This is a genomic window from Streptomyces sp. NPDC001410 (assembly GCF_042895235.1).
In the GTDB taxonomy this organism is placed as follows: domain Bacteria; phylum Actinomycetota; class Actinomycetes; order Streptomycetales; family Streptomycetaceae; genus Streptomyces.
Genome location: NZ_JBIAWE010000029.1, coordinates 40,267 through 64,953, shown reverse-complemented (window position 1 = coordinate 64,953; position 24,687 = coordinate 40,267). Strand labels below are relative to the sequence as shown.

Below are 24,687 nucleotides of genomic sequence, written 5' to 3'. Positions count from 1 at the left end.
GTTCGACGGGCGCCGACAGTTCTGCATTACCGAGGGGCCGGCTCCGAAAGCGTTCAGCGCCCAAGACAAGACCGACGACGACCGCTCCCGTGATGAGATTGCCGACCAATGTCGTGCACCAGGTACGCCCAGATCTGGGGCAGGGGATCTCAAGAAGCACCTACGCCCCGCCGCCTGGGGCTGGGGAAGGTCCTGAGGAGAGACGCCGATAACGCGACTAGCTGTTTGTCGTCGCGCGCGAGGAAGCCTCGCCGTTCAAGTTGCCTGAACGCTGCCTCAACGTCCCGGTCATGGGAGCCGTCTGCTGCTTAGGCGTGCGGTCTGGCGGGGACGGCTGGGTGGAGTGTGTGGTGGACGGTATGCGCGCGGCTTGAATGGCGGCGGTGATCTCGGGGCGGTCGTAGCGGTCGGTGAGGGTGGCCAGGGTGTCGATGAGGTGGTTCTTGGCGTCGTCGGTCAGGCCTTCGGCGAAGGCGTGAAGCAGGCGTGCCAGTGGCGCCCACTGGCCATGCGGCGCATACGCGGCTGCCTGAGCGAACAGGTTCTCAAGGCGGGTGAGTGTGTTGGTGTCGATGGTTTGTGGTGCGGTGGCGAACCAGTAGGAAAGGGCGAGTGAGGGGTCGCTCATCAGGGTGTCGCGCAGGGTATGGGCGTGGTCCAGGCGGCGGGTGTGTTCGGCGTGACGCTGTTGGAGGTCGTGCAGGTGTTGTTGGTGGTTGTGCGCGGCCTGGACGGCGCCGGGTTCTGCGGTGAGGTGGACGTGGCCCCAGAGGAGTCGGATGGGCAATGTGGGTAGGTCGGTGGGGCAGCCGAGGACGGTGTTGATGCGGGCGGTGGCCGGTACGGCGTCGGTGGCCAGGTAGTCGGCGGTGATGGTGCGGGCGATTTCCAGGGCGTGGTCGGCGGCGGCCGCGTGAGGGCTGTGGTGCGGGCGGGGTGAGGGGAGTTCTTCCCAGGCGCCGGTGAGAGTGAGGGTGAAGGGGTGGCCAGGCAGGGCGGTGGGTGCCGGGCAGGTCAGGTCGAGGGTGCCTGCTCGGGGTGTGGGCCAGCCGCCGTGTCTACGACGTGGCCGGCGCATGGTGCAACGTTGCTGGTGCTGTCGGGTCGGCTTCTCGCAGGGCGATGACGAGTGCGTCGCGCAGGCGGGTGCGTGCGGTGGGCTGTGTGCCGGGGTGTGCGGGTTCCCATCCGTAAGCCATGTGGTTGAGAGTGAGGAAGCGCGGTGCGAGGTAGGTGCGGTCGGGGTCGGAGCGGAAGACGGCTTCGGTGAAGGTCTGCAGAATGACGGGTCGTAGCTGATCGTGGGTCAGGGCACTGTCGAGCCAGGTGCTGACTGCGCGTTGCAGGTCGGGGTCGGCTTCCTTGTCCAGGGCGCAGCGCCATCCAGTGAGGGCGAACGGGCCGGTTTCGCTGCCGGCTCGGGCCAGGAGGAGGGGAGTGCCGTCCGTGGTGGTGCGGCCGGCGAGGTGGAGGAATGTGCGGCGGGCGGCTGCGGTGTAGTGGGGCTGGGAGGCGGCGAACCAGGTGGTGAGGGTGGTTCGGATGGTGTCCTGGTGGGCGGGCTGGTCCCACAGTTCGGTCAGGGCGTCTCCGACAGCGTCCGTGACGGCTTGGTGGGTGGTGTGGGCAGCGAGTTCGGCCAGTCGTTTGAGGGCGATCTGGGGGTAGGCGTGGCCGAGTTGGGCCAGGGCGTCGGCGAGGGCCTGTTTGAGGACGATGGGGGTGCTGCCCCGGTGCATGGGTTCGTCCGTGTCGGGGGCCTTGGCCCAGGCGAGGTACTGGGCGCGGGCGCGTTTGCCGGCGGTGGGGTCGATGGCTGCGGCAACCAGCAAGTCCGTGGCCTTGCCGCGCAGGTTGCGGGTCTTGGCCCAGTGGGTGGCGATTGCGCGCAGGACGGTGAAGCTCTGCTTGGCAAGGGTGTAGCGGGTGGCCCACTGGGCGACGCGCTCGGCCAGGGGAACGCCGAGGTCGGGTGGCAGTGATGCGGCCTGTTCGGCGGTCCAGCGGGTGAACGCGGCCACGTGGTGGGGACGGTCGACCCAGAAGTAGTCGACGACTGCCTCGGCGTAGCCGGGTTTGAGGAAGTGGATGCGGTCGTCGTCGCCGAGTTCCGCGCCGATGGTGTGAGTGAGTTCGATGATGCCGGGGCCCTGCTGTCCGCAGACGGCAGTCGGGGTGTCGTCGAGTGCCTCGCCGAGTGTGGTCTGGGCTTCATAGATGGCCTCGGCAGGCGCGCCGTCGAGGGCGGCCGCGGCAAGCAGGTAGTTGCGGTGGGCGCTGTTGGGATGGTCGGTGTGCCAGGTGCGCAGTACGGTGCGCCAGTTGTGGGTGGATTGGATGACGGCTTCGACAAGCTCATTGAAGGGTTTGGGCTCGCCGGTGGAGTCGTCGAGGCTGACCGCGGTGATGATGATGCGGGTGAGTCGTGCGGCCTCGGCTGGTGTGGCTTGGTGGAGCTGTCTGGTGATGGCCTCGTCGGCACACCACTTCTCCAGGTCGCGGACGGGCGGCCGGTGTCGTTCCAGGTGGGTGTGGAGCACGTCGAGAGCGGGGGGCGGGGCAAGGAGGTGGGCCAGTTCGGTGGCTTCGCCCGCGACCGTCATCCAGGTGTCGGTGTGGGTGACCACGACGACGTAGGACCGCATGGCGCGCAGGTGGTCGGCCGCTTCGCGCAAGTGGAGCCCGAATCCTGGGCGCAGTGTTTCTTCTTCGTCTCTCAGATCCAGGATCCAGCCGGTGTCCTCGTCTTTGAGGCCTTCGAGTTCGACCCGCTCATTGGGTTCGCGGCGGACTTGCCGGATGTCTTTGACCCGCTGGTGGGTGAGTGTGTGCAGGGCGGTGGTGTAGCGGCCGGTACCGGCGGTGCTGTGGATGACGGCGGCCCGGTGTACATCGAGGAGTGCGTCGATGGCTTTCGTCGTCTGGTCGTCGGGCAGGTAGGGGTGGAGGCGGGCCTTGATCCAGTCATCGGGCAGAGGTGTTCCCCGAAGGCGTTGGATCTCATTGATGTTCTGGACTGCGACGGCTGTCCCGTAGTTGTTGCCGACGTTCTGCACGGTGCTCGCCCCATCGTCCGGGACTGTGCCGGGTGGCGTCGTGTGCAGGGCGGGAACGTCAGTGGTGGCGCTGACCAGTCCGGGCAGCGTGGCGGCGGGTGAGGTGCTGTCGCTGTTGTCTGGAGAGTCGGGGGTCTGTGGCCGGCCGTCAGTGACGGGAGTATGGGCGGACGGCTGGCTCCCGCTCTGGGGCTCCGTGTGTGCTTCGTGACCGGGAGACGGCTGGGTGGCCGCCGCGAGCTCGGAAGCGTCGCGGGGCGCGGACATGGTCGGCGCGGCGTCCTGTTCGGCAGGTTCGGGTACTGGCACAGATCAGCCCTTCAAAGCGGTCGGGTGTGCCGCGGCACGGACGCGCAGGCACATGTGGCTGGGCGGTTGCCGTGTTACTGCCGGGTGATCCGCCTGCCCCTCATACCGATGAGCTTGCCTCCGGCCTCGACGGTGTCCACGTCCTGGATGACGCGAGAGTTCCCGGCGATGACGTCGCTGTCCATGCCCGTGGCCTCGCCAGTGACGGTCTTGACTGTCTGGTGGACGAACGGGCCGGAGGCGGGCCGGTCTTCGCCCTCGAAGGTCAGGTGCTGGCGGTAGATGTCCTCCAGAGCGGTGCGGGCGCGGGCCAGGTTCCGCAAGAGCTTGTGGTCGGAGGGGCGCACCGGGACGGTGCCGTCGGCGTAGTCGGCGAGGGCTTCCTGCAGCAGTTCCAGTTCGCCTCGCCGGGCCTGCAGCACGTCTTCGGACGGCTCCAGCGGCAGTTGAAGCGTTCCCACGAGGCCGGCGGGCATGATGACGTCCGTCTCGGGCTCAGATCCGCGTGAGGTGAGCAGACGGTCCAGGCGCTGGAAGAGGAACGTCAAGGTGGCGGGCAGGACGGAACTGATCACAGCGATCTCAGCCGGATCCGGCATGCTGAACTCCCCCGGGCTTCAGAATGAAGGACCGTCCGATTCTTTCCGACACCGGGCAAGACCGAGGGGCCTTTCGGGAAGACGGCAAAAAGGCACTCCCCACTCTTCGCTTCCGCCTGTTCGGCTGGATTTCGACGACTATATATTCGGCCAGATGTCCGGTCAGTGGGGGTCCCTTTCACGCTGGTCCGGTGCGGCCAGGGGCGCGTGCCCGTGCTGCCGGTAGGGGGCTTCTTCGGGGAATCGTTCCACTCGGGCTTGCCTGTAGGACACGTCGAATGACGTCGTGTCACTGCTCCTCATGGACCGCCGAAGAGCTCGCCAGCTCGTGACGGGATCGAGAATGCAGCGCAGCAGATGAAGTCGCATTAACAAAGCGTCCCCACGCCCTGGGTGTCAGGCGGACTGTTCCCGGCATCCGTAAACGGAATGACAATCTCGCAGGAGTTTTCCGCCACCCAGTCCTGCGATCTCACGTGAATTTCGAGTCTCATGATTCTGTTGTTGTTGAAGGGATTTGGATGTCCCGGGCCGGATGCAGTGCATTTCGGCCACGGGGCCGGGTGGGTTGAGGTGTCGTCTGGTGACGGGGCGCCCGGACGATTGGTCCCGGGTGGCGGGACAGGGGCGGCCGCCCTTCAGCCGGTGTGCGGAGGTGAGGGATGGGTGGTCGGGGGCCGCTGCCACGGGACGGTTTTACTCATGAGGGCGGTGATGCCGGTGATGTCGCCGCCCCAGTTGCTCGGGTTGTACTGCAGAGTGACCCGCCAGCGGTGGTCGGTGAGGCGCTGCTGCTCGGCGGCGATGGCTGCCCCGAGGGTGGTCAGCCCTGGGTCGAGGGCGACCGCTCGGCGACGCCACGTTCAGCCTGACGCCGGCGGCCCCCGCTGCGCCATGGCGATCGGGACGTTCATCCCACAGATACCGACATCGCGACGGGCCTGCCCAGGGCTCGGCACCCCCGGTTCGACGCAGGCCTACCCGGGCGCGGCACAAGTGGCTGGGACGCGTTCCGCCGCACCCGCGGGGGCGGGGTGCGCACACGGATCGATCCGCACGGATGCCCCGGGGGATCCGTCCGGATGGTCATGAACCCAGGACAGGCCGCCGATGTCGAGCCGGTGGCGGGTCCGGGTGACGGCAACGTAGGCGAGGCGGGCCTCGCCCTCGTCGATGGGACCGGGCACCGGGCGGCCGGTGGCGTCCTGCTGGTCGCTGTCCTTGGGCGGGGTGAAGTCGTCGGCGATCTTCACGCGGGCCCATTCGCGGCCCTTGGCCTTGTGGGCGGTGGAGACGGTGACGTCGGCCTGCTGTTCGGGGACGAGTTGGTCGACCGCGGCCAGGATGGCGCCCGTGCCGTGGGTGTCGACCAGGTCGACGAACGGCTGCAGGTCGCGTCCGGCCGGATCGTGGGCGGCGTAGTCCTGCAGCTCGCCCCAGGAGGGGAACAGGAGCAGCTCGGGGTGGGTGGTGCGGCGGCCTTCTTTGAGGTCGCGGGCGGCCAGGGCCAGAGCGCGCAGGCCGTCTCCTCCCCCGGCCAGGCCCACCCGGTGTCCGGCGGACAGCAGGTCCATCGCCTGGGCCATGGCGCCGACGTTGGTGCGGCACAGCACCGCGTCGGGCCGGGTGAGGGGGCCGAGTTCGGTGGGCACCGTCTGGGTTCCGGTGAGGCGGATCGGGGCGCCAGCGATGTGCAGCCAGCGGTTGGCCTCTTCGGCCAGCAGCGGGCCGAAGCGGAAGGACTGCGACAGGGCAAGCTGGGTGCCGTCGAAGCCGGTCATGACGTCCTTGGCGCCCCGCCACTGGTAGATGGCCTGGGCGGAGTCGCCGACCATGACCAGCTGGGCGTGCTCGCGCTGGGCGAGGAAGATCTGTTCGACGACGGGGTTGGTGTCCTGGGCTTCGTCCAGCAGGAGGAAATCGGCGTCGATCCTGGGCCCTGTGAGAGCCCAGATCTTCAGGTAGTGGTCGTGGTCGAAGCGGACCGCGCCCTCCTCGTGGTGTTGCAGATCGGCCCAGGCCTTGCGGGCGAACGGCACCACGTGCCGGGCGAGTTGGGTGTGCAGGTCGGCCTCTTCCAGGCCGCGCAGGCGCGGGACGTGGTGGCGGGTGATGGCGGGGTCAGCGGTGTGGCAGAAGCGGGCCACGGTGCGCAAGGTGGCGTAGGACAGGGCCTTGGGTGACAGGTCGCGTTCGCCGATGCGGATTGCTTTTGTGATGCCGAGAGCCTGTCCGGTCTGCCAGGCCGGGCGGCGCGGTGCGCCCAGTCGGCGGGTGTAGCGGTGGCCGACGGCGGCGTAGGCCAGGGCGTGGGCGGTCTTGCACCAGACGTTGGCGGGGAAGCGGGCGCGCGCGTCCTGGGCGATGGCCCGGTTGTAGGCGAGGTAGCGGCCGCGGCGCTGGGTGGTGTGGGCGAGGAGGGCCAGGGTGGTGGTCTTGCCGGTGCCCGCGCCGGCCTGCAGGGCCAGGTGCTCGCCGGCGTGGAAGACGTCGGCGGCGGCGCTCTGTTCGTCGGTCGGATTCACTGCGGGGCTCCGGGGATGTGGGTGAGGGCACGTCCGACGGCCGCCAGCAGGTGGGCGGGCAGTGTGCCGGCGAGCAGGTCCTGGATCGCCCGGTCGAGGCGGGCGGCCTCGGCGCCGGTGTGCCGGTCCAGGGCGCGGTGGATGGCGTGCCGGATGAAGAGTTCCGGGGGCTGTCCCGTGCGGTGGGCGGTGTCGCAGATGGCGGCGTGTACGGCGGGTGGGAAGGCGATGTTGAGCAGGATCTGCCCGTCCGTGTCCGGGTAGTGCGTGGTGATCACGTCCACCGGTAGCCGTGCCCCGACACGGTGGCGCAGACGGTGCGCGGCGCGGCCGGGTGTCTTGGCGCGCACGAGGATCATGAGGCGGGTGGCGTCATGGTTGGCCGCGAGCGGCAACAACCGGGCGGCGTGGTGGAGTTCGGCCGCCGTCAGCGGCCTCGTCAGGGTGACTTCGAGGGCGTGGTGCGCCACCGTCACGCCTCCCGTCGGTGGTTGGGCGCGGCGTGTGGGAGGCGGGTGTGGATGTGCGCCGCGTGCAGGAGGGGGTCGAAGACCTGCCAGTCGGCCAGGGAGAGGTCGGCGGCGCCGGGGGCCGCGGCGTGGGCGGGGCAGCGCTGGGTGCGCCAGCGCAGCTGTTCCGCGTACGGCAGGCGGCTGAGGTCGTAGACGGCCATCAGGGTGGCGGGCGGGGTCACCTGGCCGCGCTGCGGGCCGGCGGGCAGCAGGGTCCAGCGACCTGCGGCCGTGTGAGCAGCGAGCACGGGCTGGGGGCAGCGGCGGCGCTGGCGTGTCTGGGCCACGCACCGGATCTCCTCCAGCGGCCGGTCGGCGAGATAGCGGCCCAGCAGGAGTTGCACGACCGGCCGGGCGGGGCGGCGGGAGTCGGCGGCCTGCTCCTCGCAGGCGGGGTCGGACGGGGCCGGCGGGGTGAAGACGCCGGTGTCGATCAGGCGGCGGGAGCGGACGGCGAGCTGGCGGCGTACCGCCTCGACGTGCGGGCTCAGCTGGAGGATTGCGGGTGGGGTGCGGCCGGGGCACAGCACGGTGTGCGGGATGCGGCACCAGGCGCTGCCGTCTGCGTGGGGGTGGGCGATGCCGCAGCTCAGGTGCCAGCGGCAGGACTCGGGGATCTGAGCGGCGGCCAGTTCGTCGGGGTGCAGGGCGATGGGCCGCTGGTCGCTGCAAGGGTAGACGTCGATGCGGTTGCCGCACAGGCGGCAGCGGACGCTCTGGCCACAGCGCAGCAGGCGGCTGGGGCTGGTGGCGGCCACCCGCAGCGGGCGGCGGGCGCGGGTGGTGCGGGGGCTGCCGTCCCAGTGGCGGCCGGTGGAGGCGGTGTTGGGGCACATGGACCGGACCGTGCCAGGCGGCGCGCCGAAGCGGCGGGGACGGCGAAGGCGCGTCCCCCGGGCAGCCCATCCGGGGCGAACATGCATGCGAGTTGCCGATTGACCGTTCGGCGCCTGCTCGCCGGTTCGGGTGATTCATGGGCGGGCTCGGCGGGGTCAGGAGCCCTTCGCCCCGGGCGGGGTGTGGTCGTCGCAGAGGGTGCCCAGCAGGTGCTCGATGGGGACGTCGAAGGCGTGGGCGAGAGCGTGCCAGGTGGTGACGCTGCCGGTGGTGCGGCCGTGTTCCAGGTCGATCAGGGTGCGGCGGGCCAGGCCGCTGCGGTCGGCGAGTTCGTCGAAGGTCCAGCCGCGCTCGCCCCGCAGGCGCGCGAGTTCGACGCGCAGCGCGGTGAGGTCGGGATCGGGCGGCAAGATCGTCACCCCACCATCCGACGGTGCAGGACCCTGCCCTGTCAGTGCAGACCTCTGCACTATTTCTGCAGGTGGACGCTGTGGCCGCCGGGACTGCGCGAGTGCAGAGTTCTGCACTACGGTGCGGCCGACTCCCGCGCTCGCCCGACCGGGAGAACGCCACACCCCGCCGACGCGGAGCAGATGGGAGGGCACCGAGCCGATGCGGCTTGCCAGCATGCACGCCGCGGTGCAGCGCACCTGGACGGTGGAACTGCGCCCGCAGCCGGGCGGGCCGGCCCTGGCCTGCCCCCGCTGCACCCCGCACCATCCCGTGCAGGCCGCCTCCGCCCGGTCGGCCGCCCTGACCCATCTGGCCCGCCACGCCCGCGCCGACACGCTGCCCAGGCACCTGCGCACCTGCCAGTGCCGGGCCCGGGGCTGCCACTGGCACCCCCGTCACCGCGGCTGCGCCGGCCCCGTCCTGCTCGCCCTGACCCGGGATCGCAGCGGCCGCACGTGGCGGCTCGCAGACGCCTGCGCCGCCTGCGCCGCCGCGATGAGCCACACCGCCATCGTGCCGCCCACACTGCTCAGTCCCGCTCGCATCCGTTCCTCCGCCGGCGGGCCGCAGCCAGAACGCAGGGCGCCCGCCTACGGCCCGCCGGAGCAACAGCGCGTGCGGGAAATGCTCACCTACCTCGCCGTCGCCCTGCCCCGCTTCTCCTCCCCCGCCGCCCGGCTGCTGGCCCTGCAGTGCGCCCTGCGCGCCGACGGCCGAGGCCGCGTCCGGCTCCCCCGCGGCCTTTTGCGCAGCATGCGGCTGCACGGCCGTGCAGAACTGTGGAGCGAACTGGAACACGCCGGGTGGCTGTGCTGTTCCGGCCCGCGGCGTCCCCATGTGGAGGCGCGTCTGCTCGATGCGGACATGCACTCCCAGACAACCGGCCGCGGCACCCGCGCCCGCGCGGCGCACTGGGCCCTGCACCCTGTTCCGCTGGTCGTACCGCGCGGGATGTCCCCCGCGGTGCAGCTCACCGCTCTGATCCTGGCAGCTCACACGTCTGACGGCTTCGGAAGTGCGGAACTCGACGTGCTCGCCCGGCTGGGCAGTCAGTCCCAGCAGCAGGTGGAGGAACTCCTCGACCAACTGGTCCGCTGCCGTCTCCTTGCCTCCTGGCAGCACCTCAGGGAGCACGACGAGATCGCCTGGCACCTCCTCCCCGAACGCGGCGTACCGAGCAGCGCCACACCAGGAAGGTGATCACCTGACAGCCCTATCCTCCGAAACGGCACGGGAGGCAGCACGTCGGATCCGCGTCCCGCCATCGTCCGGTCCTGCCACGGTGGGACGAAGAGACGTACGGCAAGCGGGCCGCAACTCCGGCGCACGGCTGCAGGGATCAGATCCGGTCATGTTGTTTCGAGACAGCGTGAGACGCCATGAGACGCAGAGAGACACCGGCGGACACCCATGAACGCCAACGAACGACAACGACCGCCAACATCCCTGGCCAGGAGTGTCCGAGACGGCGCACGGGGTTGTTTCGAGCCCGAGGAGGAGAGCAACACTTGCCGGTATGCCGAGCTTTCAGCAAAGGAAGGCCGTGGGCGACGCACACGAAAGGCGCGTCGCCGAGGAACTCGCCCTGCGCGGATGGGACGTCAGCCCCTGGGGCCAGGGCGTGCTGACCGAAGCGGTGCGAGTCGCCCTGCGGGGCACCGAGAGTTCACTGCGCTGGACACCCGATCTAGTGGCCGCCAAGGACCGGCAGGTGTTTCTGATCGACTGCAAGAGCCGCATGACCAGCCGCATCACCCATCGCCATGCGGTGGAGCGGGCTGCCGTCATGGCGCACCTCCAGCTCGCCGCATGGACGCAGCTGCCGATCTGCTACGTCTTCGACAACCTCGACGTCCTCACTCCCCTGGACGTCCTCATGCTGGGCCGCACAGGTCCGCAACCCGCCGCCGGCTCAGGCTCCCCCTACCACCTGGTGCCCACGAGACGCTCCCTCGTATTCGACGAGGTGTTCGGAACCATGCAGCAGCGGCACACCCCCCAACTCGGCGCCGCCTGACCCGGTCGGCATGCAGCTGCCGGCCAGGGCGCCCCGGTCTCCTGCGCCGCGCCCATCACACCCGAGGGGCTCGAGGGCTCTCCGCCACCACTCGGCCGCCGCAGCAGAACAGATGGATCAGGCGGGCCAGCGAAGGCAGTGGGCCGCCTGGTGGGCAGGCAACGGCAAGGGGCGGCAGCACCCAGCAGTTCACAGCCTGGCCTGAGGTCCCTTCACAGCTGGGCCACGCGCCCGTGCCTTGCTCGCCACTCTCACCCACAAGGATTCACGTGGTCCGCGTGCTCAGACGCGCGACAGGCCGGTCCCTGCTGTTGCTTGCACACACAGCGCCGGTCCGCCGGTGTGACTGAGCACTTGATTTGGCGAGTTGAGCACGAGGCGGGTAGCGCGTACGGCAGCGAAGGATCGTCCAGCCCGCAGACCTTGTACCCTCCCTCGGTTGTCGCCCCAGCAGGTGAGGAACCGCCTCGTCGTCCGGCTACGGCCCCGAAACCAAGGAAGTTGGGACACACTCGGGGTGTGACAGCTGCCATCATCACAGCCAGCGCGAGCATCGTTGTTGCAGTGCTTGCCTTCCTGCTAAGCCAGTACTCCCAAATCCGACAAGAACGTCGGCAGGCACGCCTCGCACGCATCAATAGCCAACTGCGAGACCTATATGGACCACTAAACACTCTAGTTGACGCAAATGAGCAGATTTGGGAGGCATTGCGTGCAACGATCCTCCCGGGGCGAGATGAGCGGAACCCAGAGGCGGGGACAAGCGAGTGGCTGCGATGGCGTGATCAGGCACTCATGCCCACCAATCGACGCATACGTGACCTAGTTGTCGAGCATGCAGACCTGATTATTGAAACGGAGACCCCGAAGCCTCTGGTTGATTTCTGCGCCCATGTCCTTTCTCTGGAAGTTGCAATCATGGAGGAAGCGGAAGGGGTAAACCGCCGCGCCTTGATTGCACACCCTGGGGATGATTTCACCAGTTATGTTCACGACTCTTACATTCGCCTGAAGAATCAGCAACAGCACCTACTTGGATCCGTCGCTTAAGCGCCTTTCCCTGAGGCAATCTGGGCAGCATGAATCGAGACGAAACTGAGGCCAGGTGGAGTTCCATTGCAGTATTTTGGCACTTTCCGCCAGGCACTGCTCATCGGTTCTTGTGCAGTACATGCGCGAGTGGGGTTTCGTCAAGGGGCGGCGACAACATGCCAGGTTCCCTAACCCCCTCGTCAGCGATGCCCAAAGGGGTAGGTGATTCAAGCGGAACAGTGTGTGCAACGCAAGAGCCGTCACCAAATTCTGCTCTCTGGCAGGCCGTTTCTTTTCCCACCTCACAGAGTCATGAAAAGCGACTCCCGCACCATCGAAGCAAATCACCGAGAAGTATTCCTCCTGCTCCGCGATATCGCCACGCTGGTGAGCTTGAGGCTTTAGAACCGCGGCGATGTGTTTCTCATACGCTACGGTCAAGCTAGGTGAGGTTGCGAAGTAGCCGAAAACGTCCTGGAGGAAGTCGTACTCGTGAATCTTGCGTGATACGAGGAGGACAACCTGCTCTCGCGGGAGATGCTTGGCGGCATGCTCAAGCTCCCATTTGGTGTGTTTCCCTTCATTTACCTGAATCATGACCAGCGATGCCCTGGATGCGAGTTCTGCGACCCAGTCACGCCAGTGTTCATCTGAAGCGTACATACGCTTTGCGCCAGCTTGCGACAATACTTCCCCGGGCTGCCCGAGGGCGACAACTTGACCATAAGCCCGTTCCATGGTTAGGCAGAGCAGCTCCTCCTCCGTGTATGCAATACGTTCCTCTTCTAAATCATATTTGCTGTACTGGAATCTCGCCGATTTCCGATCCGTCCCAAAGGTGCGCAGGTAGAGGACGAAACTTCCCTCGACATCCGAAGGGCAATCAAGGTGCTCCGCGTCCAGCCTGCGCGCCAATCTTTCCAGCTCGTAGGCGATCCATTCGACGCGTAAGAATCCAATAATAATCATCGAAATGGCAATGCCCAGGATGAGCCAATCGGGAGGGGAGGAGAATGCATTGACGCCAGTGAAGAGGTAAATGATGGGCGAAGCAAGGGTAAGCAGGGCTACGAAGCAGCAAGAATTCTTTCTTGCCCTATCTAGGGTCAGCCCCCGCAGATAGAGGGAAAGTATCTTGAGGAGGATCCTGGCGATCTTCCGGGTTTTCTTTCGTGAGTGTAACCTCAAGTTCCTCTCCATGGGCTAAGTATGTTGCGACAGCATTTCAGTTTGCCAGTCACCCAAGTGTTGGCTGGGTAGGATACCGACAGAGTCTGGCTCTGACGCTGGATCGGCATTTCCCATACGCACGGCTCGTGCTCTGCGGTGTGCTCTCGCCATGGGTCACGTACAGGTCGTCGATGTTCCGGCAGGTCCGGTGTGGTCCCACGCCTGCCGCCTGGAGGACCTCGCGCTGCCGTACGCGCTGCCCGAGCGGGCCACCGAGTGCCTTGACCTGGGGCCGGGATGGCCGCGTACGTGGACGGTGACGTGGAAGACCGGCAAGTCCGAGGTCATCGTCCCGGTGAAGGACCTGTCGGCAGGGCCGGCGATGGCGTCGGTGCCGGTTCGGCGGTTTGCCTGGCGGACCGGTCAGCGTCACCGGCCCGGGCTGGAGTGCCTGGTGACGACCGGCAGGCAGCACGGCTTCGAGAGTCTGGCCGAACGCTGGCTGCTTCTGGTCCTGGACTTCGTCGGCGGGTTCGACGAGGTGCTGTCACAGCCGTTCCGTCTGCGGTTTTCCTCCTCGCAGGGCAAGGGCTCACACATTCCGGACTTCCTCGTGCTCGCGGCGGGAGCCTCGTGGCTGGTGGACGTGCGTCCCGGGGGCCTGATCGGCGAGGAGGACGAGGTGCGGTTCGCGGCGGCAGCGCAGGCGGCGGCCGCCGCGGGCTGGCGCTACATGGTGGTGACCGGCTGGCGCCGGCAGGTGCTGGCGGGGATCGACGCGTTGTCGGTGCGGCGCCGCCCGATGGCCGATCCGCTCGGGCTTGAGCGGCAGCTGCTGACTGCGGTTGGCCGACGTCCGTGGCGGTTCGCCGAGCTGGTGGATCAGACGCACGTTCCGGCGGTGGCCCGCACGCACGCGGTCCATCTCCTTTGGCGCCGGCAGATGGCCGTCGACCTGACTCTGCCGTTCGGGGATGCGACCTGGGTCTATCCGGCGGGAGGCCGTGATGGATGACAAGCAGCAGCCCGCCCGGTTCGAGGACCTGAAGGACGATGACCAGAGGCGGCTCCGGCTGAGGGTGGCCCACTTCCTGGAGGCCGAGAGCGGCTTCCGCAGCGGCAGCCGGCACTGGCCCCAGGAGGGTGAGCCCCGGCCCGAGTACGACCCGGAGCGGACCACGCTGACCGAGCGGCGGCTCGCCAAAGTGGCCGAGCTGAAGGCTCTGCACCCGGACGACGCCCGTCAGCTGGGTCTGGGGCAGGTCAGCGAGCGCACGCTGCAACGGTGGTCTGCAGCCTGGCTTGAGCAGGGAATCATGGGGCTGGCGGACGGCCGTCTCACCCCCGTGCTGCGGGGGCACCACAAGATCACGTTGCAGGTGGCGGAGGCGATTCACGCGGTCCACGCGGAGTGTCTGCACCGTTCCCGGGTCGGGATGAAGACCAAGGAACGGATGATCCACCAGTTCGTGCGGGAGAAGTTCGGCACGGAGGCGGAGAAGAAGATCCCGCACTACACGACGCTGTTGAAGGTCTGGAAGGAGTGGTTCGGGCCCGAGAGCGGACGTCAGCGCTACCTCCGCTCAGCCGCGGCGGTGGACACCGGCGGTTCTACCGTGACGATCACCCGTCCCGGCCAGGTGGTGGTGCTGGACACCACGCCGTTCCCGGTGAAGCTGCGCGACGACGTGTTCGGTGAGCCGATCACCGTCGATCTCTCCCTCGGACTGGACGCGTTCACGCACTCCCTGGTCGCCTTCCGGCTCACCCCGGAATCGGACTCCTCCATCGAGGTGGCCATGCTGCTGCGGGACGTGATGCTGCCGCTGCCGATGCGCCCGGACTGGACGCCTGACATGGAATGGCACTACCCCGGTGTCCCGGCCGCGCTGGTCACCGAGTTCGCCGGCCATCCGGTCGCCGGACGGCCGTTCTTCGCGCCCGAGACGGTGACCAGCGATCACGGCAGCGTCTACAGGAACCACCATCTGGTGCAGGTCGCCCGCACGCTGGGGACGGTGGTGCTGCCGGCGAGGGCGATGCGAGCTCAGGACAAGGCGGCCTGCGAACGCGCGTTCTTGGGAATCCAGTCGCTGCTGCTGGAACTGCTTCTCGGCTACCGCGGGCGGGATGTCGCCGACCGGGGTGCCGACCCGGAGGGAGACGCGGTCTGGACCCTGGATGAGATGGAGCATCTGCTGGCTACCTGGATCGTGAGGATCTGGCAAAACCGCAGGTTGGACCAGTATGCGCCCGCCTGGGACCCCGGCGGTCGGCACAGCCCGAACACCCTGTTCGCCACGGCGGCGGCCCGCGACGGGATCGCTCTGCAGATCCCGGACGCGAGCCTCTACCACCGCCTTCTGCCCGCGCACTTCGTCAAGATCCACGGCCGTCGCGGGGTCAAGATCGGCGGACTTTGGTATGGCGGCGACGACCCCGTCCTGGGCGAACTCAGGTTGTTTCCCTCCCCTCGCAGCGGCCGGCACCGGGACAAATGGGTCGTGCACCGCGACCCCCGCGACTGCCGGCAGGCGTTCATCGAGCTCGCCGGGCAGTGGCACACCCTGCCCTGGAACGGACTGCCCACCGGCGAGGACGTCCTCGCGTTCTCCGACGCGCGAGTCCAGCAGGTCCTGCGCGAGGCCGCCCGGGCCGGGCTGACGCCCCGCGACGACACCGAACTCCTGCCCGTCCTGCTCGACTTGATCGGCGCCCGCTCCCCGGTGGACTCCTGGCCGAGTCAGATGACCAAGGCCGAGCGGACAGAACGGGCCCGCGAAGTCGCCCGCGCACGGGCCGCCGAACGCGACCGGAGGGCGCCCGCCAGCCTGACGCCGCCGGCCGTCGCGCCGCAGCCGGCCGAGCTCATCCGCCAAAACCAGCAGGCCGTCGACGCGGAACGGCGCCGCCGACGCGAGGCCGCGGTCGCCGCTCCGCTCGTCTCACCGCCCCGCCTCGGCGACGGCCTGCGCGAGCACTCGCTTTTCACGCTGCCCGACGCCGACGACGAGGCCGGTTCTGTTTCTCAACCGGTACAGGAAGGACCGCAGTGACAGGCGAGATGGAGACGCTGCCGTTCGTCCTGACCGGCCCCACACCGGCCCGCGACACCGCGGCTGGCTGGCAGCACTGGTGTCGCACCCGCAAACTGTTCGTCCCGGCTCCGGTGATGGACCGCGCGGCCTTCGGACAGCTGAGCCGGCGCAAGAAGATGCTGCACAACCTGCACCGCACGGCCACCCACGCGAACCTACAACTGCTCGACACCCCGATGAGCCGGGCGGTGGAGAAACTCCTCAGCGGCCGCATCGAGACCAACGCACTGAAGCTCAAGCCCACCACACGAGCCGGGGTGATGGTCTCCGGCGGCGGCTACCAGGGCAAGACCGAATGCGTCTGCGAGATCGCCGCCGCCTTCCAGGAACGGTGGCTCGCTCTCAACGACTACCTCAACCCCGACGCCCGCCCCGGCAGCCGCGACCTGCACATCCCGGTCGCCTACGTCCAGACCCCGGTGACCGCGAAGCCGAAGAGCACCTGCAAGGCGATCCTGAACTTCTTCGACGCACCGCTCGGCCCCCGCATGGACCTGCCCGACCTGATCCGCCAGGTCGCCGCGTCACTGCGGGACCACGGCACCAAGGTCCTGATCCTGGACGACATCACGAGGCTTCGCATGCACCGGGCCGACGACCAGGACACCCTCGACCTGATCCGCGCCTTCATGAGCATGAACGTCACCCTGGTCCTGGTCGGCGTCGACATCCCGGGCTCCGGACTGCTGCGCGAAGGGCGCCACGACCCGGCCACCGGCCAGTGGCAGCTCCCGCCCTCCCGGCACGCCAAAGCCCACGGGCTGGAGGCCACTCAGACCGAACGGCGTTTCGACCTGATCGAGCTGGACCGTTTCCACTACGACACCGCACCGCAGATCACCGCCTGGGTCCAGCACCTGCACGGCGTCCAGAGCGGCCTGCGGCTCCTGGACGCGGTCCCTGGCATGCTCACCGAGGGCACGATGCCCGAGTACCTCTACCACCGCACCAACGGTGTCGTCGGCCTCCTGGAACGGCTGATCGAGGACGGCTGCCGCGAGGCCATCGACTCCGGCCGCGAGCGCCTGGACGAAGAACTTCTTGAGGGCATCGCCATCGACCTGCGCGACAGCGACCGGCGTGACGCCGGCGCCGGCGAAGTCCCCGCCGTCCCTGACAAGCCCGCCCGGCGCAAGCCCCGCCGCGGCCGCAACACCGTCTTCGATGACCGCGGCCCCCTCGGCACGGCCCAGGAAGGCGTTCGATGATCACACCGCTGCCCAGGAGCCTGGACCCGCTGCCCGGCGAACTGCTGGCCGGCTACGTGATGCGGCTCGCCCACCGGCTCGATGTCGCCCCGGACACGGTCCTGCGACGCACCGGCCTGGCCGAGTACCAGCCCAACACCCAGGCCATCACCCGCACCGCCCTCTCCCTCGAACTGCCAGCCGCGCGGATGAACGACTTCCAGACCGCCACCCGGCTCACCGCAGCCGAGGCCACGGCTCTGACCCTGCTGCCGCTCGCGCCCCGCTACCCACCTATCGCCCAGAGCCTCGATGTCGTCCGCGCCGGCAAGCGCGTCCCCGCACTGGACTGGCTCTTCCCCGCAGCAGCCCGCTACTGCCCCGACTGCCTCGCCAGCGATGGGACGCCGCTGCAGACGGACCACGGCGGCCCCTGGAAGACCGACTGGAGACTGCCCGTCATCTTCGCCTGCGAGCACCACCAGCGCTTCCTCGAACACCTCTGTCCCGAATGCCAGCGACCGCTCACCGACCGCCCCGGACAGCTGATCGCCCGCCCGACCATCGCCGGACTCCACCCCGCCCAGTGTCGATCACCTCTCACCCACGGGTCCCGCCGCACACAACGGGCCTCGCAGCTCTGCGGAGCCCGCCTCGACCAGCAGCCGCTCGGACCGGCGGAGCCCTTGCCCGAGGCGCTCTCCACACTGCAGAAGAACATCACCGCCATGCTCAGCCCCGACACCCCGGCGGCGACGGCCAGCGAGTACTTCACGGACCTCCAGATGGTCAGCGGGCTCGTCATGATCACCTGGCCCAGGGCCCGTCCCACCACACCGGACGTCGACACCCGCTGCACTGATCAGGTTCTGGCCGCCCGTCAGGACCCCTCACGCTCCATCCATGTCAGCACGCCGCCCCAGGACGCTCGGGCCTGCGCGAGCATCCTCCTTGCCGCCGACGCCATCCTGTCGGCCACCGACCTGCAGACCGCACTGGCTCCCCTGGCACCGATCGAGAACCGCACCCGCAGCGGCATCGCCCCGAAACGTCACCGCAGCTGGGACACCGCGTTCCGCCGCTATCGGGACGACTGTTCCCAACGATTCCGAGACGCCGCTGAGTATCTGGTCTCCACGCACCGACGAAGCGGCAGGGGCGGCAGCCGGTTGCCCCAACGCGGCCTCGACTACCGCCCCCAGCACGTTCCGGCGTTCCTCTCCCTCGAGTGGGCCGAACGCCACCTCGGCGACTTCACCGTCGCCTTCAGCATGCCGGTCCTGCGGCGCACCACCTCCGCCTTCCTCGTCCGACGAGCCCTCGGGAAGACCATCGTCGACGCCGCCGAGTTCCTCGGACTCGGCATCGATGGAAAGGGTCTGGGCGGGCCCATCGCCAGATGGGCCCGCCGGCAGGGCACCCCGGAGGCATACGAACGAGCCTTGGACGCGATCGCCGCAGAGCTCGCCTCCTCACCACTGATCGACTACCGGCACCGACGCACCCTTCTCGCCGACTGGGCGCTGCCACCAGATGCATGGCACCAGATCGCCGACCAGCTGGAACGCCGGCCCAGCCCCCGCTACCTCTCCGACGACCGCGCACGCCTCGCCGCCACGGCCTACATCTGGACCCAAGTCACCCACGGCGAGACCCAATTCGCCCCACAACCGGCCGAAGCCCGAAACGATCCCGAGCTCGACGCAGCATGGAGCCAGGACCGGTTCACCATCGGACACTGGATCCGGCAGAACAAGGTGCCCTTCTACCAGCAGATGAAGCCGCTTCTCGACGCCTACGCCGCCCAGCTCACCCGAGCCGTCGACGCAAGCCGCTCAACTCGCCAACTCGCGCACTCACTCGCCAACTGAAGCGCTCAGTCACAGCCGGCTCACCGCTCACGACCTGAGGGTTCAATCAGTAATCGACGTCGACGTAATCGATGTCGGTGAAGTCCACCAACAGGCCCTGCGCGCGCCGGCCGCGGTCCTTGAAGTAGATGTCCTGGAGTCCTTCGGCCACGATGCTCTGGAGCTGCTCCTCGGTGGCTCCGGCGGCGTGGGCGTCGAAGAGCCGTGCTGCGTAGACGGGAGGAAGGCCCTGGGTGATGGGCCGTAGCCGCGGGTCGTCGGTCGTGCCGGGGGCGGCGGTGAATCCGAAGCGTGCCCGGGTGTCGATGATGATGCCCCCGGTCGTCGCGGCCTGCTTCCTGGCCCGGTCGCGGACCCGGGGCTGCCACCGTTTGCGGACCTCGTCGGCGAGCCGGTCCGCGAGGTGGCGGCGGGGCTGCTTGAGCTGTCCGGTGAGGTACCGCTCGACGGTGCGCTGGGTGACGCCGAGCAGGTCGGCTGCACCCTTGGTGCCCTTGGTCTGTTTGACCAGGAACTGCATCTGCTTTTGAGCCGACTTCGGCACCGGGCGGGTGAAGTGCGCGGCGTCGGCCTTGTCGAGGCTGTCGGCGATGAGGCCCATCGGGGTCTACTCCCCCTCGTCCTGGCCGGCGACGATGCCGGTTTTGATGTGCCGGGCGAGGTTCACGTCCGGACCGTGCTCCTCGAGCAGGCCCTCGGCCCACAGCACACTCTGGGTGCCCTCGTGTTTGACCATCCCGGGCGAGACACCGAGCCGGAAGGTGCCGGGCAGGGGCTTGCCGTCCCGGTAGGGCAGGAAGTCGAGCGGGCTGGGGCCGTCGGCGGCGTACACGGCGCAGTCGGAGAGGATCGCGACCGGGTACAGGTCCGCGTGGGTGGCGAGCTTGAGCATCTTGCGGTGCATGTTGATACGGGCGCCTGCGATGACCGCGGCGCGGATGTCGGGGCGCCAGGTCGGGCGGGCGAGCGCGGGCCAGGGCTCGCCCGGCCGCCAGCCGCCGCTGCGGGCCCGCTCGCGCAGTTTGCCGAGGCCGCCCTTGACGGTGGCCTTGATGGCGCTGAGCACGGCGGCGAGGACGGGGTCGGTGTGCTGGTGTCCGGCCATCGCGGCCAGGAACTGCTCCGCCGGCATGCCAGGGGTGATGCCGAGGTCGGCCATCGTGGCGACGTAGGCGTCGCGCAGCCGGGTGTACCAGGCGTCCAGGTAGGGGCCGTGCTCGTAGCGCAGGTAGGCCTCAAGAGGGGTGACGGGGTAGCCGAGTTCGACCGCGTAGGCGACCGTCGGGGTGGCATACCAGGCCGGACCGGTGGGGCGTTCGCCGTGCGGGGTGAACGGGCTGGGCAGACGCTCGTCGAGGCGGATATGGGAGAGGTCGACCAGCCACGAGCCGGGCAGCTTCGGGTCGAAGAGCGGCCGGTGGACGTGGACGGGGGCGGAAAGGCCGACGGTGAGCCGGTTGGCGGCCGCGGCGAAGGCCATGTTGACGTCGATGCCGACCAGGAACCGCTTGGTGCATTCGGCGTCGGTGAGCGGACGCGCCCAGTCATACGCCTCCTCCACCAGGACCTCCGCCGGGGTGCGGCGGTGGAAGCGCGGCATGTCCGACAGCAGGGGGTGCCCGTCAGGAACCTCGCACGGCGCCGGATCGACCGGGTCCTTGCCCAGGCTGCCGGGGTTGTGCTCGCTGTGCCGGTTGCCGTTCTCGTCCGGCTCGGATGCGCGGGTCGGCGGGTGGAAGGCGGTCATCAGCTCCAGGCCGGTCACGGCCGTCGACCCGCGTGGCGTCATCACCCGGGACGCGTACGTCCCGAGCAACTGGGCGAGTTCGGCCGGCGGAAGCTGTGCGGCGTCGGCCCAGTGTCGGGTGTCGAGCGCGTTCCACGACGGGATGCACAGCTGCACGCAGTTGCGCTGCGCGCCCTGCGCCGGGCGGTAGATCCGCGCCCACGGTCCGAACCCGCGCCCGGTCAACTTCCAGTCCGCGCGCGCCAGCTGCTTGATGACCTTGTGGTCCTCCGGCAGGCGCCCGGCCAGGCGCTCTTCGTCGGTGAGGGCGGCCGGCAGGCCGTAGTGCTCGCACGCCGCCTCGGTCAACACCAGCAGCGGGTCAGCGTCCTTACCCGGGCCGGACAGCTTCGGCTGCCCGAGCTTCGCCTCCTTCAGGGTCCAGTCCACCAGGGCCTGGATGCTCTTCGCGGGCACGTCCAGAACCAGGCCACCCGTGCAGTACGCCAGCACCTGGTGGTCTTCGACGTCGACGACCGCCAGCGGGCCGTTCTCGAAGCGCGGGTCGGCTCCGCCCACCGGGGTGCTGGCGGGGGCTGCCTTCTTCGCGCCGGGGCGCCGGGACGTCGACGACGTCCTGGCGGTGCGCGCCGGACGCGACGCGGCGGCTGGCGCGGGAACGGCGGCTACGCGGGACTGGGTGTCCTCCACGATGGCCGCGCGTTGGGGCGCCTGCCCCGTAGACAGGGTCTGTGTTTCCGCTGGGGTCGTCCGGCCGGTGAACGGCACGGGCGTGGCAGAGCCGGGGTCGGCGGGGAACCGCTCTGCCCATCCGTCGAGGAGCCGCCGATAGGCCTGGCGGCGCGGGGGGCGCGGCTCGGCGCGGCCGGCCTCCCAGTTCTTCACCGTCTGCGTCGTCGTCTGCAACACCTGCGCGAGCCGGGCCTGGGTGACCCCAGCGGCCTCGCGTAGCCGTGCCCGCTCGGCAGGCTCAGGCATCTCCGGCTCCCCGGCGAGCAGCGCCTCCACGGCGGCGAACAGCTCATCTTCCGTCGGCATGCTCCACCTCCACCACAAACCCTACCACAACTTATCCATGGATTTGCGTTCAGTTTATCCTTGGATTTACCTTCTGGTGTGTGATCAAGGTGGCGGCTGGTAACGGCAGCGCTGTCGGAGCAGGAGCGCCGCGACATGCAGGACCGGGTGATCCTGCCGGTTGCTCGCCAGGCCGTACCGCAGGAGCAACCGGTCGTGGTGATCGTCGGAGGTCAGCCCGGCACCGGGAAGACCATGGTGGGTGACCTGATCGAGGCAGTGCTCGAGCGGCGCGGTGGGGCTGTGCGGATCTGCTGCGACGAGCCACAACCAGGCGCTGAACCATCCCACGTGCCGAGGCTGCAGCTCCCGGGCTCTGCCTCGGCACGCCGCCATGACTGTTACCCCCGCATCACGGGGGCATCTGCCGTGCTGCAACTGCTGACCTCGTAGAGGACTTGAGGCCGCGCAGGGAGGGAACCGCATGTGAGGACTGGCCCCCGGCCTTACGGGGCGGGGCTGGTGTCTGGGCGTGAGCCTTCGGAGGCGACGTCTCCGTTGCTGCTCGGCGCGGGGAGAGCGGCCGGCGTGTCTGGTCCAGACAGAGGAGCTGCGGGCGGCAATGGGTCGAGGCCCAATTCGGCGCGCTTGTACTCGGCTTCTGCCCGGCGCAGCTCAGCCTGGGCACGGATTATGGCTGCTTCACCTTCCTTTTCCGCCCGGATGATCTCGGCGCGACCGGCTGCCTCGGCAGCATCCCCTGCCCCCGAGACTCTGGCTTGTGCTCCCCACGCACGTATGACGCGCGGGATGACTGCGATCCCTGCGGCCACTAGAGCTGGGAGGCCGACCGCGGCACTCACGATGGCTGGCGCGTCCGCAGGACCCAGATGGCCGGAGGTATCGAGGGAGGAGAGCACGGCCCGCAGACCGAACAGGCCGAGAGCAAGGAAGCTCCACAGCAGATATGTCTCAAGGACGGGCAGACGGTTGTGCTTCACGTGGAACCGTCGGTCTGGGACAGGCTGGCGGTTCTCGCGCAGGGCTGTCTGCACCTCGTGGTCCCGATGATGGATCCAGCGCTCAAAGTACTCCCGGGCAAGCCTGCGCTCATACGCGGTCGCCGGGCCTGTCCCGCGTTGCAGGGCCACAATCCCCAGCAGCAACCAAAGCGCGAAGAGCCCGCTCCCGAAGCCGGCGGGGAGGAACCCCCGGTAGAGCGGCGGGACGGCAGAGCAGGGAAGGTCGAGTTCCCCACCGCGGGCAGTGGGCCTCTTGCAGACCGCGAGGGAGGACTCGAACCTCCAACCTTTCGCTACGAGAACCCCCGCTGCCGCCAACGCCGCGAACGGTCCCCGCCTGTCACGGGCGGTCCGTCGACGACGGCGACAAGGTCGGCGTGACCCTGGGCATAGCGGGCTTCGTTGAGCCTGCCGCTGGGGAATTACGTGGCTCTGTCCGCGGTTCCGTGAATCCCCAGGTCAGTGGCGCGAACAGGGGATCATTCAGACAGGGTGTCTCCTGTCGTGGCGAGGAGGACGGTTGAGGACTGTCCTGGTTCCGGAGGGACGGCCTTGCTCTACTCGCTCAGCCCCACGATGCCCCAGCCTCGTCGGGCGGCTTCGGTGAGGACGTGGCCCCACTCCGCCAGCAGGTCTGTGAATGCGCCGAAGATGCCGACCCATCCTTCGGGATCGGCGGCATGTTCGGTGAAGGCTCCTTGCATCCTGTCAAGGCGAGGCCGTACCCGCTCCCAGGTCGCGGCCAGCTCCCGTACGCCGTCTGGTGACCGTGCGAGCAGCAGCCCATAGACACTGGGGTCGTCGCTGAAGAAGCCCGGATCCATGTGCTGCGCCTCACCGTCCAGCCCGACCCAGATCAACCCGAGCAACAACGTGTCCAACTCAGCCCGCACCAGAGGATCAACATGGTCGCGGACGGATTCCCACCGCTGCCCGGCCCAGAAGTGCGCCTTGAACGAGCCACAGGTGTGCAGGAACTCGTATATGGCGAAGAAGGCGCTGTTGGGTCCCCGTGGCCACCCCCAGTCGCCCTCGACCACCGGCGCGTCGTGATTCCACAGCCCCGTCTCGTCGGCATACCAGGCGTTCCTCAGCCGCGGCAGTCGCTCCCGGGGCGGAACCTCCCCCAGCCATGACCAGTCTGCGATCATCACCGTGATGTCCAGCCCCATGGGGGTCAGCGTACCGATCGCCCATAATCCAAGGTGGCGTTCACCGACGGCAGCGTCGGGTACCAGGCCAGCCGCCCCGTGTTCGGGATTCACGGAACTGCGGTCAGAGCCAATTACGTGAACGTCGACACCGGGCGATTGATCAGACGATAGAGCCTCATACTGCAGACGATGCCGGCACGCCTTGGAGTCCTGCCTCAGGTCCCCGACAGGGCCTGCTCAGCTCGATTACTCATCCGCCAGACCGCGGAGACCGTGGCTTCTACGTGTCATGGAGAGCGCTCTTCGCCTCGTCGACGAAGCGGCCGAGTGCCGCCCAGTAGGGGCCGTAACAGGCGTCGAAGCGGGCCTCTGCGCCTGCCTCTTCGGCAATGACGGAGTTGAGGGCTTGATACGGATCAGTTGTTGCCTGTTTCACCGCGTACGCTGCAGCAGCCGCCTCGTCCGGCCCCTCCAGCTCGATGACTCGCACAGCCCGCCTCAGGTCCCCGTAGGTGTCCCGAATACGGTCCCGGAAATCCTCGAGCGTCACCGACCGGCTCTCAGGGGCGCTGAAGCGGTGGACTTCGGGCACCTTCCAGTACAGCTCAGCCATCCGCTGACCTTGCTGGATGAGGTCCAGGTAGACCGCCCGACGAGCCTCGTACAGCCGCTGCAGGCGCTGCGACGCTGTCGTAGCGTCGGCCTGGATGCGGGCTGCTCTGGTGTTCCCTCGGCTGGTCACCCAGCTGGCCAGAACAGCAGTTCCGCCGGTGAGCGCAGCAATCCAAAACGTATTGTCAGCCACGCCCGGCAGTGTCGGGGACCGGCGCTACAGCCGCCAGAGTGCGCTCGAGCACTTGCAAGCAGCACCAGCAAGTGCCCTGTTGGGCGAGAACCCGCCTGAGGCGAAGAGTGGGAGTGGTGAGTTCTCGAAGATCCTCATCAACGACTCGCGCGGTCAGGCAACTCCGCGTGCTCATTGGTCACTGCGGGAGTCCTCCACGTCAGCTCCATAGCGCCTCCCTCACAAGTGGTGGCTGTCGTGGAGCTGCCCGCGCAACAGCCGGATCAGGCGGCAAGG

The 24,687-nt window shown here is 68.5% G+C and carries 20 protein-coding genes; 8 read left to right on the top strand and 12 right to left on the bottom strand.

From position 1 onward, the window contains the following. Positions 1-217: 217 nt before the first annotated feature. The 7 genes from ACFY3C_RS42545 to ACFY3C_RS42515 form a co-directional block, all read right to left on the bottom strand. Entirely contained in the window at positions 218-1,078 is an 861-nt protein-coding gene (locus ACFY3C_RS42545; RefSeq protein WP_390774723.1) for a hypothetical protein, read from the bottom strand. Beyond that, entirely contained in the window at positions 1,059-3,365 is a 2,307-nt protein-coding gene (locus ACFY3C_RS42540) for a hypothetical protein (protein ID WP_390774722.1), read from the bottom strand. Before ACFY3C_RS42540 ends, ACFY3C_RS42545 begins: the two co-directional genes overlap by 20 nt. Before the next feature lie 74 nt (positions 3,366-3,439). Next, on the bottom strand, positions 3,440-3,964 hold the full coding sequence (locus tag ACFY3C_RS42535) for a hypothetical protein (protein WP_390774721.1): 525 nt from the start codon (positions 3,962-3,964) through the stop codon (positions 3,440-3,442). A 977-nt stretch (positions 3,965-4,941) separates the two neighbouring features. After that, a complete protein-coding gene (locus ACFY3C_RS42530; RefSeq protein WP_390774720.1) occupies positions 4,942-6,489 on the bottom strand; it encodes a UvrD-helicase domain-containing protein in 1,548 nt (515 codons plus the stop codon). Further along, positions 6,486-6,965, bottom strand: a complete 480-nt coding sequence (locus ACFY3C_RS42525) for a hypothetical protein (RefSeq protein WP_390774719.1) — start codon at positions 6,963-6,965, stop codon at positions 6,486-6,488. Before ACFY3C_RS42525 ends, ACFY3C_RS42530 begins: the two co-directional genes overlap by 4 nt. Beyond that, positions 6,962-7,837: a DUF6083 domain-containing protein gene (locus ACFY3C_RS42520; protein WP_390774718.1), complete on the bottom strand. Its 876-nt coding sequence runs from the start codon at positions 7,835-7,837 to the stop codon at positions 6,962-6,964. Before ACFY3C_RS42520 ends, ACFY3C_RS42525 begins: the two co-directional genes overlap by 4 nt. 156 nt (positions 7,838-7,993) lie before the next feature. Continuing rightward, positions 7,994-8,257, bottom strand: coding sequence for a helix-turn-helix transcriptional regulator (locus tag ACFY3C_RS42515; protein ID WP_037751201.1), 264 nt, complete (start codon positions 8,255-8,257; stop codon positions 7,994-7,996). A gap of 193 nt (positions 8,258-8,450) precedes the next feature. On the opposite strand from ACFY3C_RS42515, the gene ACFY3C_RS42510 reads away from it, so the two are divergent. The 3 genes from ACFY3C_RS42510 to ACFY3C_RS42500 all read left to right on the top strand — a co-directional run bounded on the left by ACFY3C_RS42510 (position 8,451) and on the right by ACFY3C_RS42500 (position 11,358). Next, entirely contained in the window at positions 8,451-9,491 is a 1,041-nt protein-coding gene (locus ACFY3C_RS42510; protein WP_390774717.1) for a hypothetical protein, read from the top strand. Positions 9,492-9,834: 343 nt separating this feature from the next. Further along, complete coding sequence (locus ACFY3C_RS42505; protein WP_390774716.1) at positions 9,835-10,308, top strand: hypothetical protein; 474 nt, start codon at positions 9,835-9,837, stop codon at positions 10,306-10,308. Positions 10,309-10,827: 519 nt separating this feature from the next. Continuing rightward, positions 10,828-11,358 (top strand): hypothetical protein, encoded by a 531-nt coding sequence (locus ACFY3C_RS42500; protein ID WP_390774715.1) that lies wholly within the window; start codon positions 10,828-10,830, stop codon positions 11,356-11,358. On the opposite strand, the gene ACFY3C_RS42495 is transcribed toward ACFY3C_RS42500, so the two are convergent. After that, entirely contained in the window at positions 11,338-12,540 is a 1,203-nt protein-coding gene (locus tag ACFY3C_RS42495) for a hypothetical protein (RefSeq protein ID WP_390774714.1), read from the bottom strand. The genes ACFY3C_RS42500 and ACFY3C_RS42495 overlap by 21 nt on opposite strands. Positions 12,541-12,826: 286 nt before the next feature. Here ACFY3C_RS42495 and ACFY3C_RS42490 point away from each other — a divergent pair, with 286 nt between their 5' ends. The 4 genes from ACFY3C_RS42490 to ACFY3C_RS42475 are packed head-to-tail and all read left to right on the top strand — an operon-like array spanning position 12,827 to position 18,666. Beyond that, positions 12,827-13,525, top strand: coding sequence for a TnsA-like heteromeric transposase endonuclease subunit (locus tag ACFY3C_RS42490; RefSeq protein ID WP_390774713.1), 699 nt, complete (start codon positions 12,827-12,829; stop codon positions 13,523-13,525). Then, positions 13,518-15,566: a transposase gene (locus ACFY3C_RS42485; RefSeq protein WP_390774712.1), complete on the top strand. Its 2,049-nt coding sequence runs from the start codon at positions 13,518-13,520 to the stop codon at positions 15,564-15,566. Before ACFY3C_RS42490 ends, ACFY3C_RS42485 begins: the two co-directional genes overlap by 8 nt. Further along, positions 15,563-16,816, top strand: coding sequence for a TniB family NTP-binding protein (locus ACFY3C_RS42480; RefSeq protein WP_390774711.1), 1,254 nt, complete (start codon positions 15,563-15,565; stop codon positions 16,814-16,816). Before ACFY3C_RS42485 ends, ACFY3C_RS42480 begins: the two co-directional genes overlap by 4 nt. Then, positions 16,813-18,666 (top strand): TniQ family protein, encoded by a 1,854-nt coding sequence (locus ACFY3C_RS42475; RefSeq protein WP_390774710.1) that lies wholly within the window; start codon positions 16,813-16,815, stop codon positions 18,664-18,666. The genes ACFY3C_RS42480 and ACFY3C_RS42475 overlap by 4 nt, the downstream gene beginning before the upstream one ends. A 46-nt stretch (positions 18,667-18,712) precedes the next feature. Here the strand turns inward: ACFY3C_RS42475 and tpg are convergent, their stop codons facing one another. Then, positions 18,713-19,267, bottom strand: coding sequence for a telomere-protecting terminal protein Tpg (tpg, locus tag ACFY3C_RS42470; protein ID WP_390774709.1), 555 nt, complete (start codon positions 19,265-19,267; stop codon positions 18,713-18,715). 6 nt (positions 19,268-19,273) lie between these two features. After that, entirely contained in the window at positions 19,274-21,451 is a 2,178-nt protein-coding gene (gene tap / locus ACFY3C_RS42465) for a telomere-associated protein Tap (protein ID WP_390774708.1), read from the bottom strand. A gap of 135 nt (positions 21,452-21,586) precedes the next feature. Here tap and ACFY3C_RS42460 point away from each other — a divergent pair, with 135 nt between their 5' ends. Continuing rightward, complete coding sequence (locus ACFY3C_RS42460; RefSeq protein WP_390774707.1) at positions 21,587-21,883, top strand: zeta toxin family protein; 297 nt, start codon at positions 21,587-21,589, stop codon at positions 21,881-21,883. A 1,126-nt stretch (positions 21,884-23,009) separates the two neighbouring features. Here the strand turns inward: ACFY3C_RS42460 and ACFY3C_RS42455 are convergent. Together ACFY3C_RS42455 and ACFY3C_RS42450 are read right to left on the bottom strand one after the other, a co-directional pair. Then, positions 23,010-23,624, bottom strand: coding sequence for a hypothetical protein (locus ACFY3C_RS42455; protein ID WP_390774706.1), 615 nt, complete (start codon positions 23,622-23,624; stop codon positions 23,010-23,012). Between the two features lie 262 nt (positions 23,625-23,886). After that, complete coding sequence (locus tag ACFY3C_RS42450) at positions 23,887-24,411, bottom strand: hypothetical protein (protein ID WP_390774705.1); 525 nt, start codon at positions 24,409-24,411, stop codon at positions 23,887-23,889. Positions 24,412-24,687: the final 276 nt, after the last annotated feature.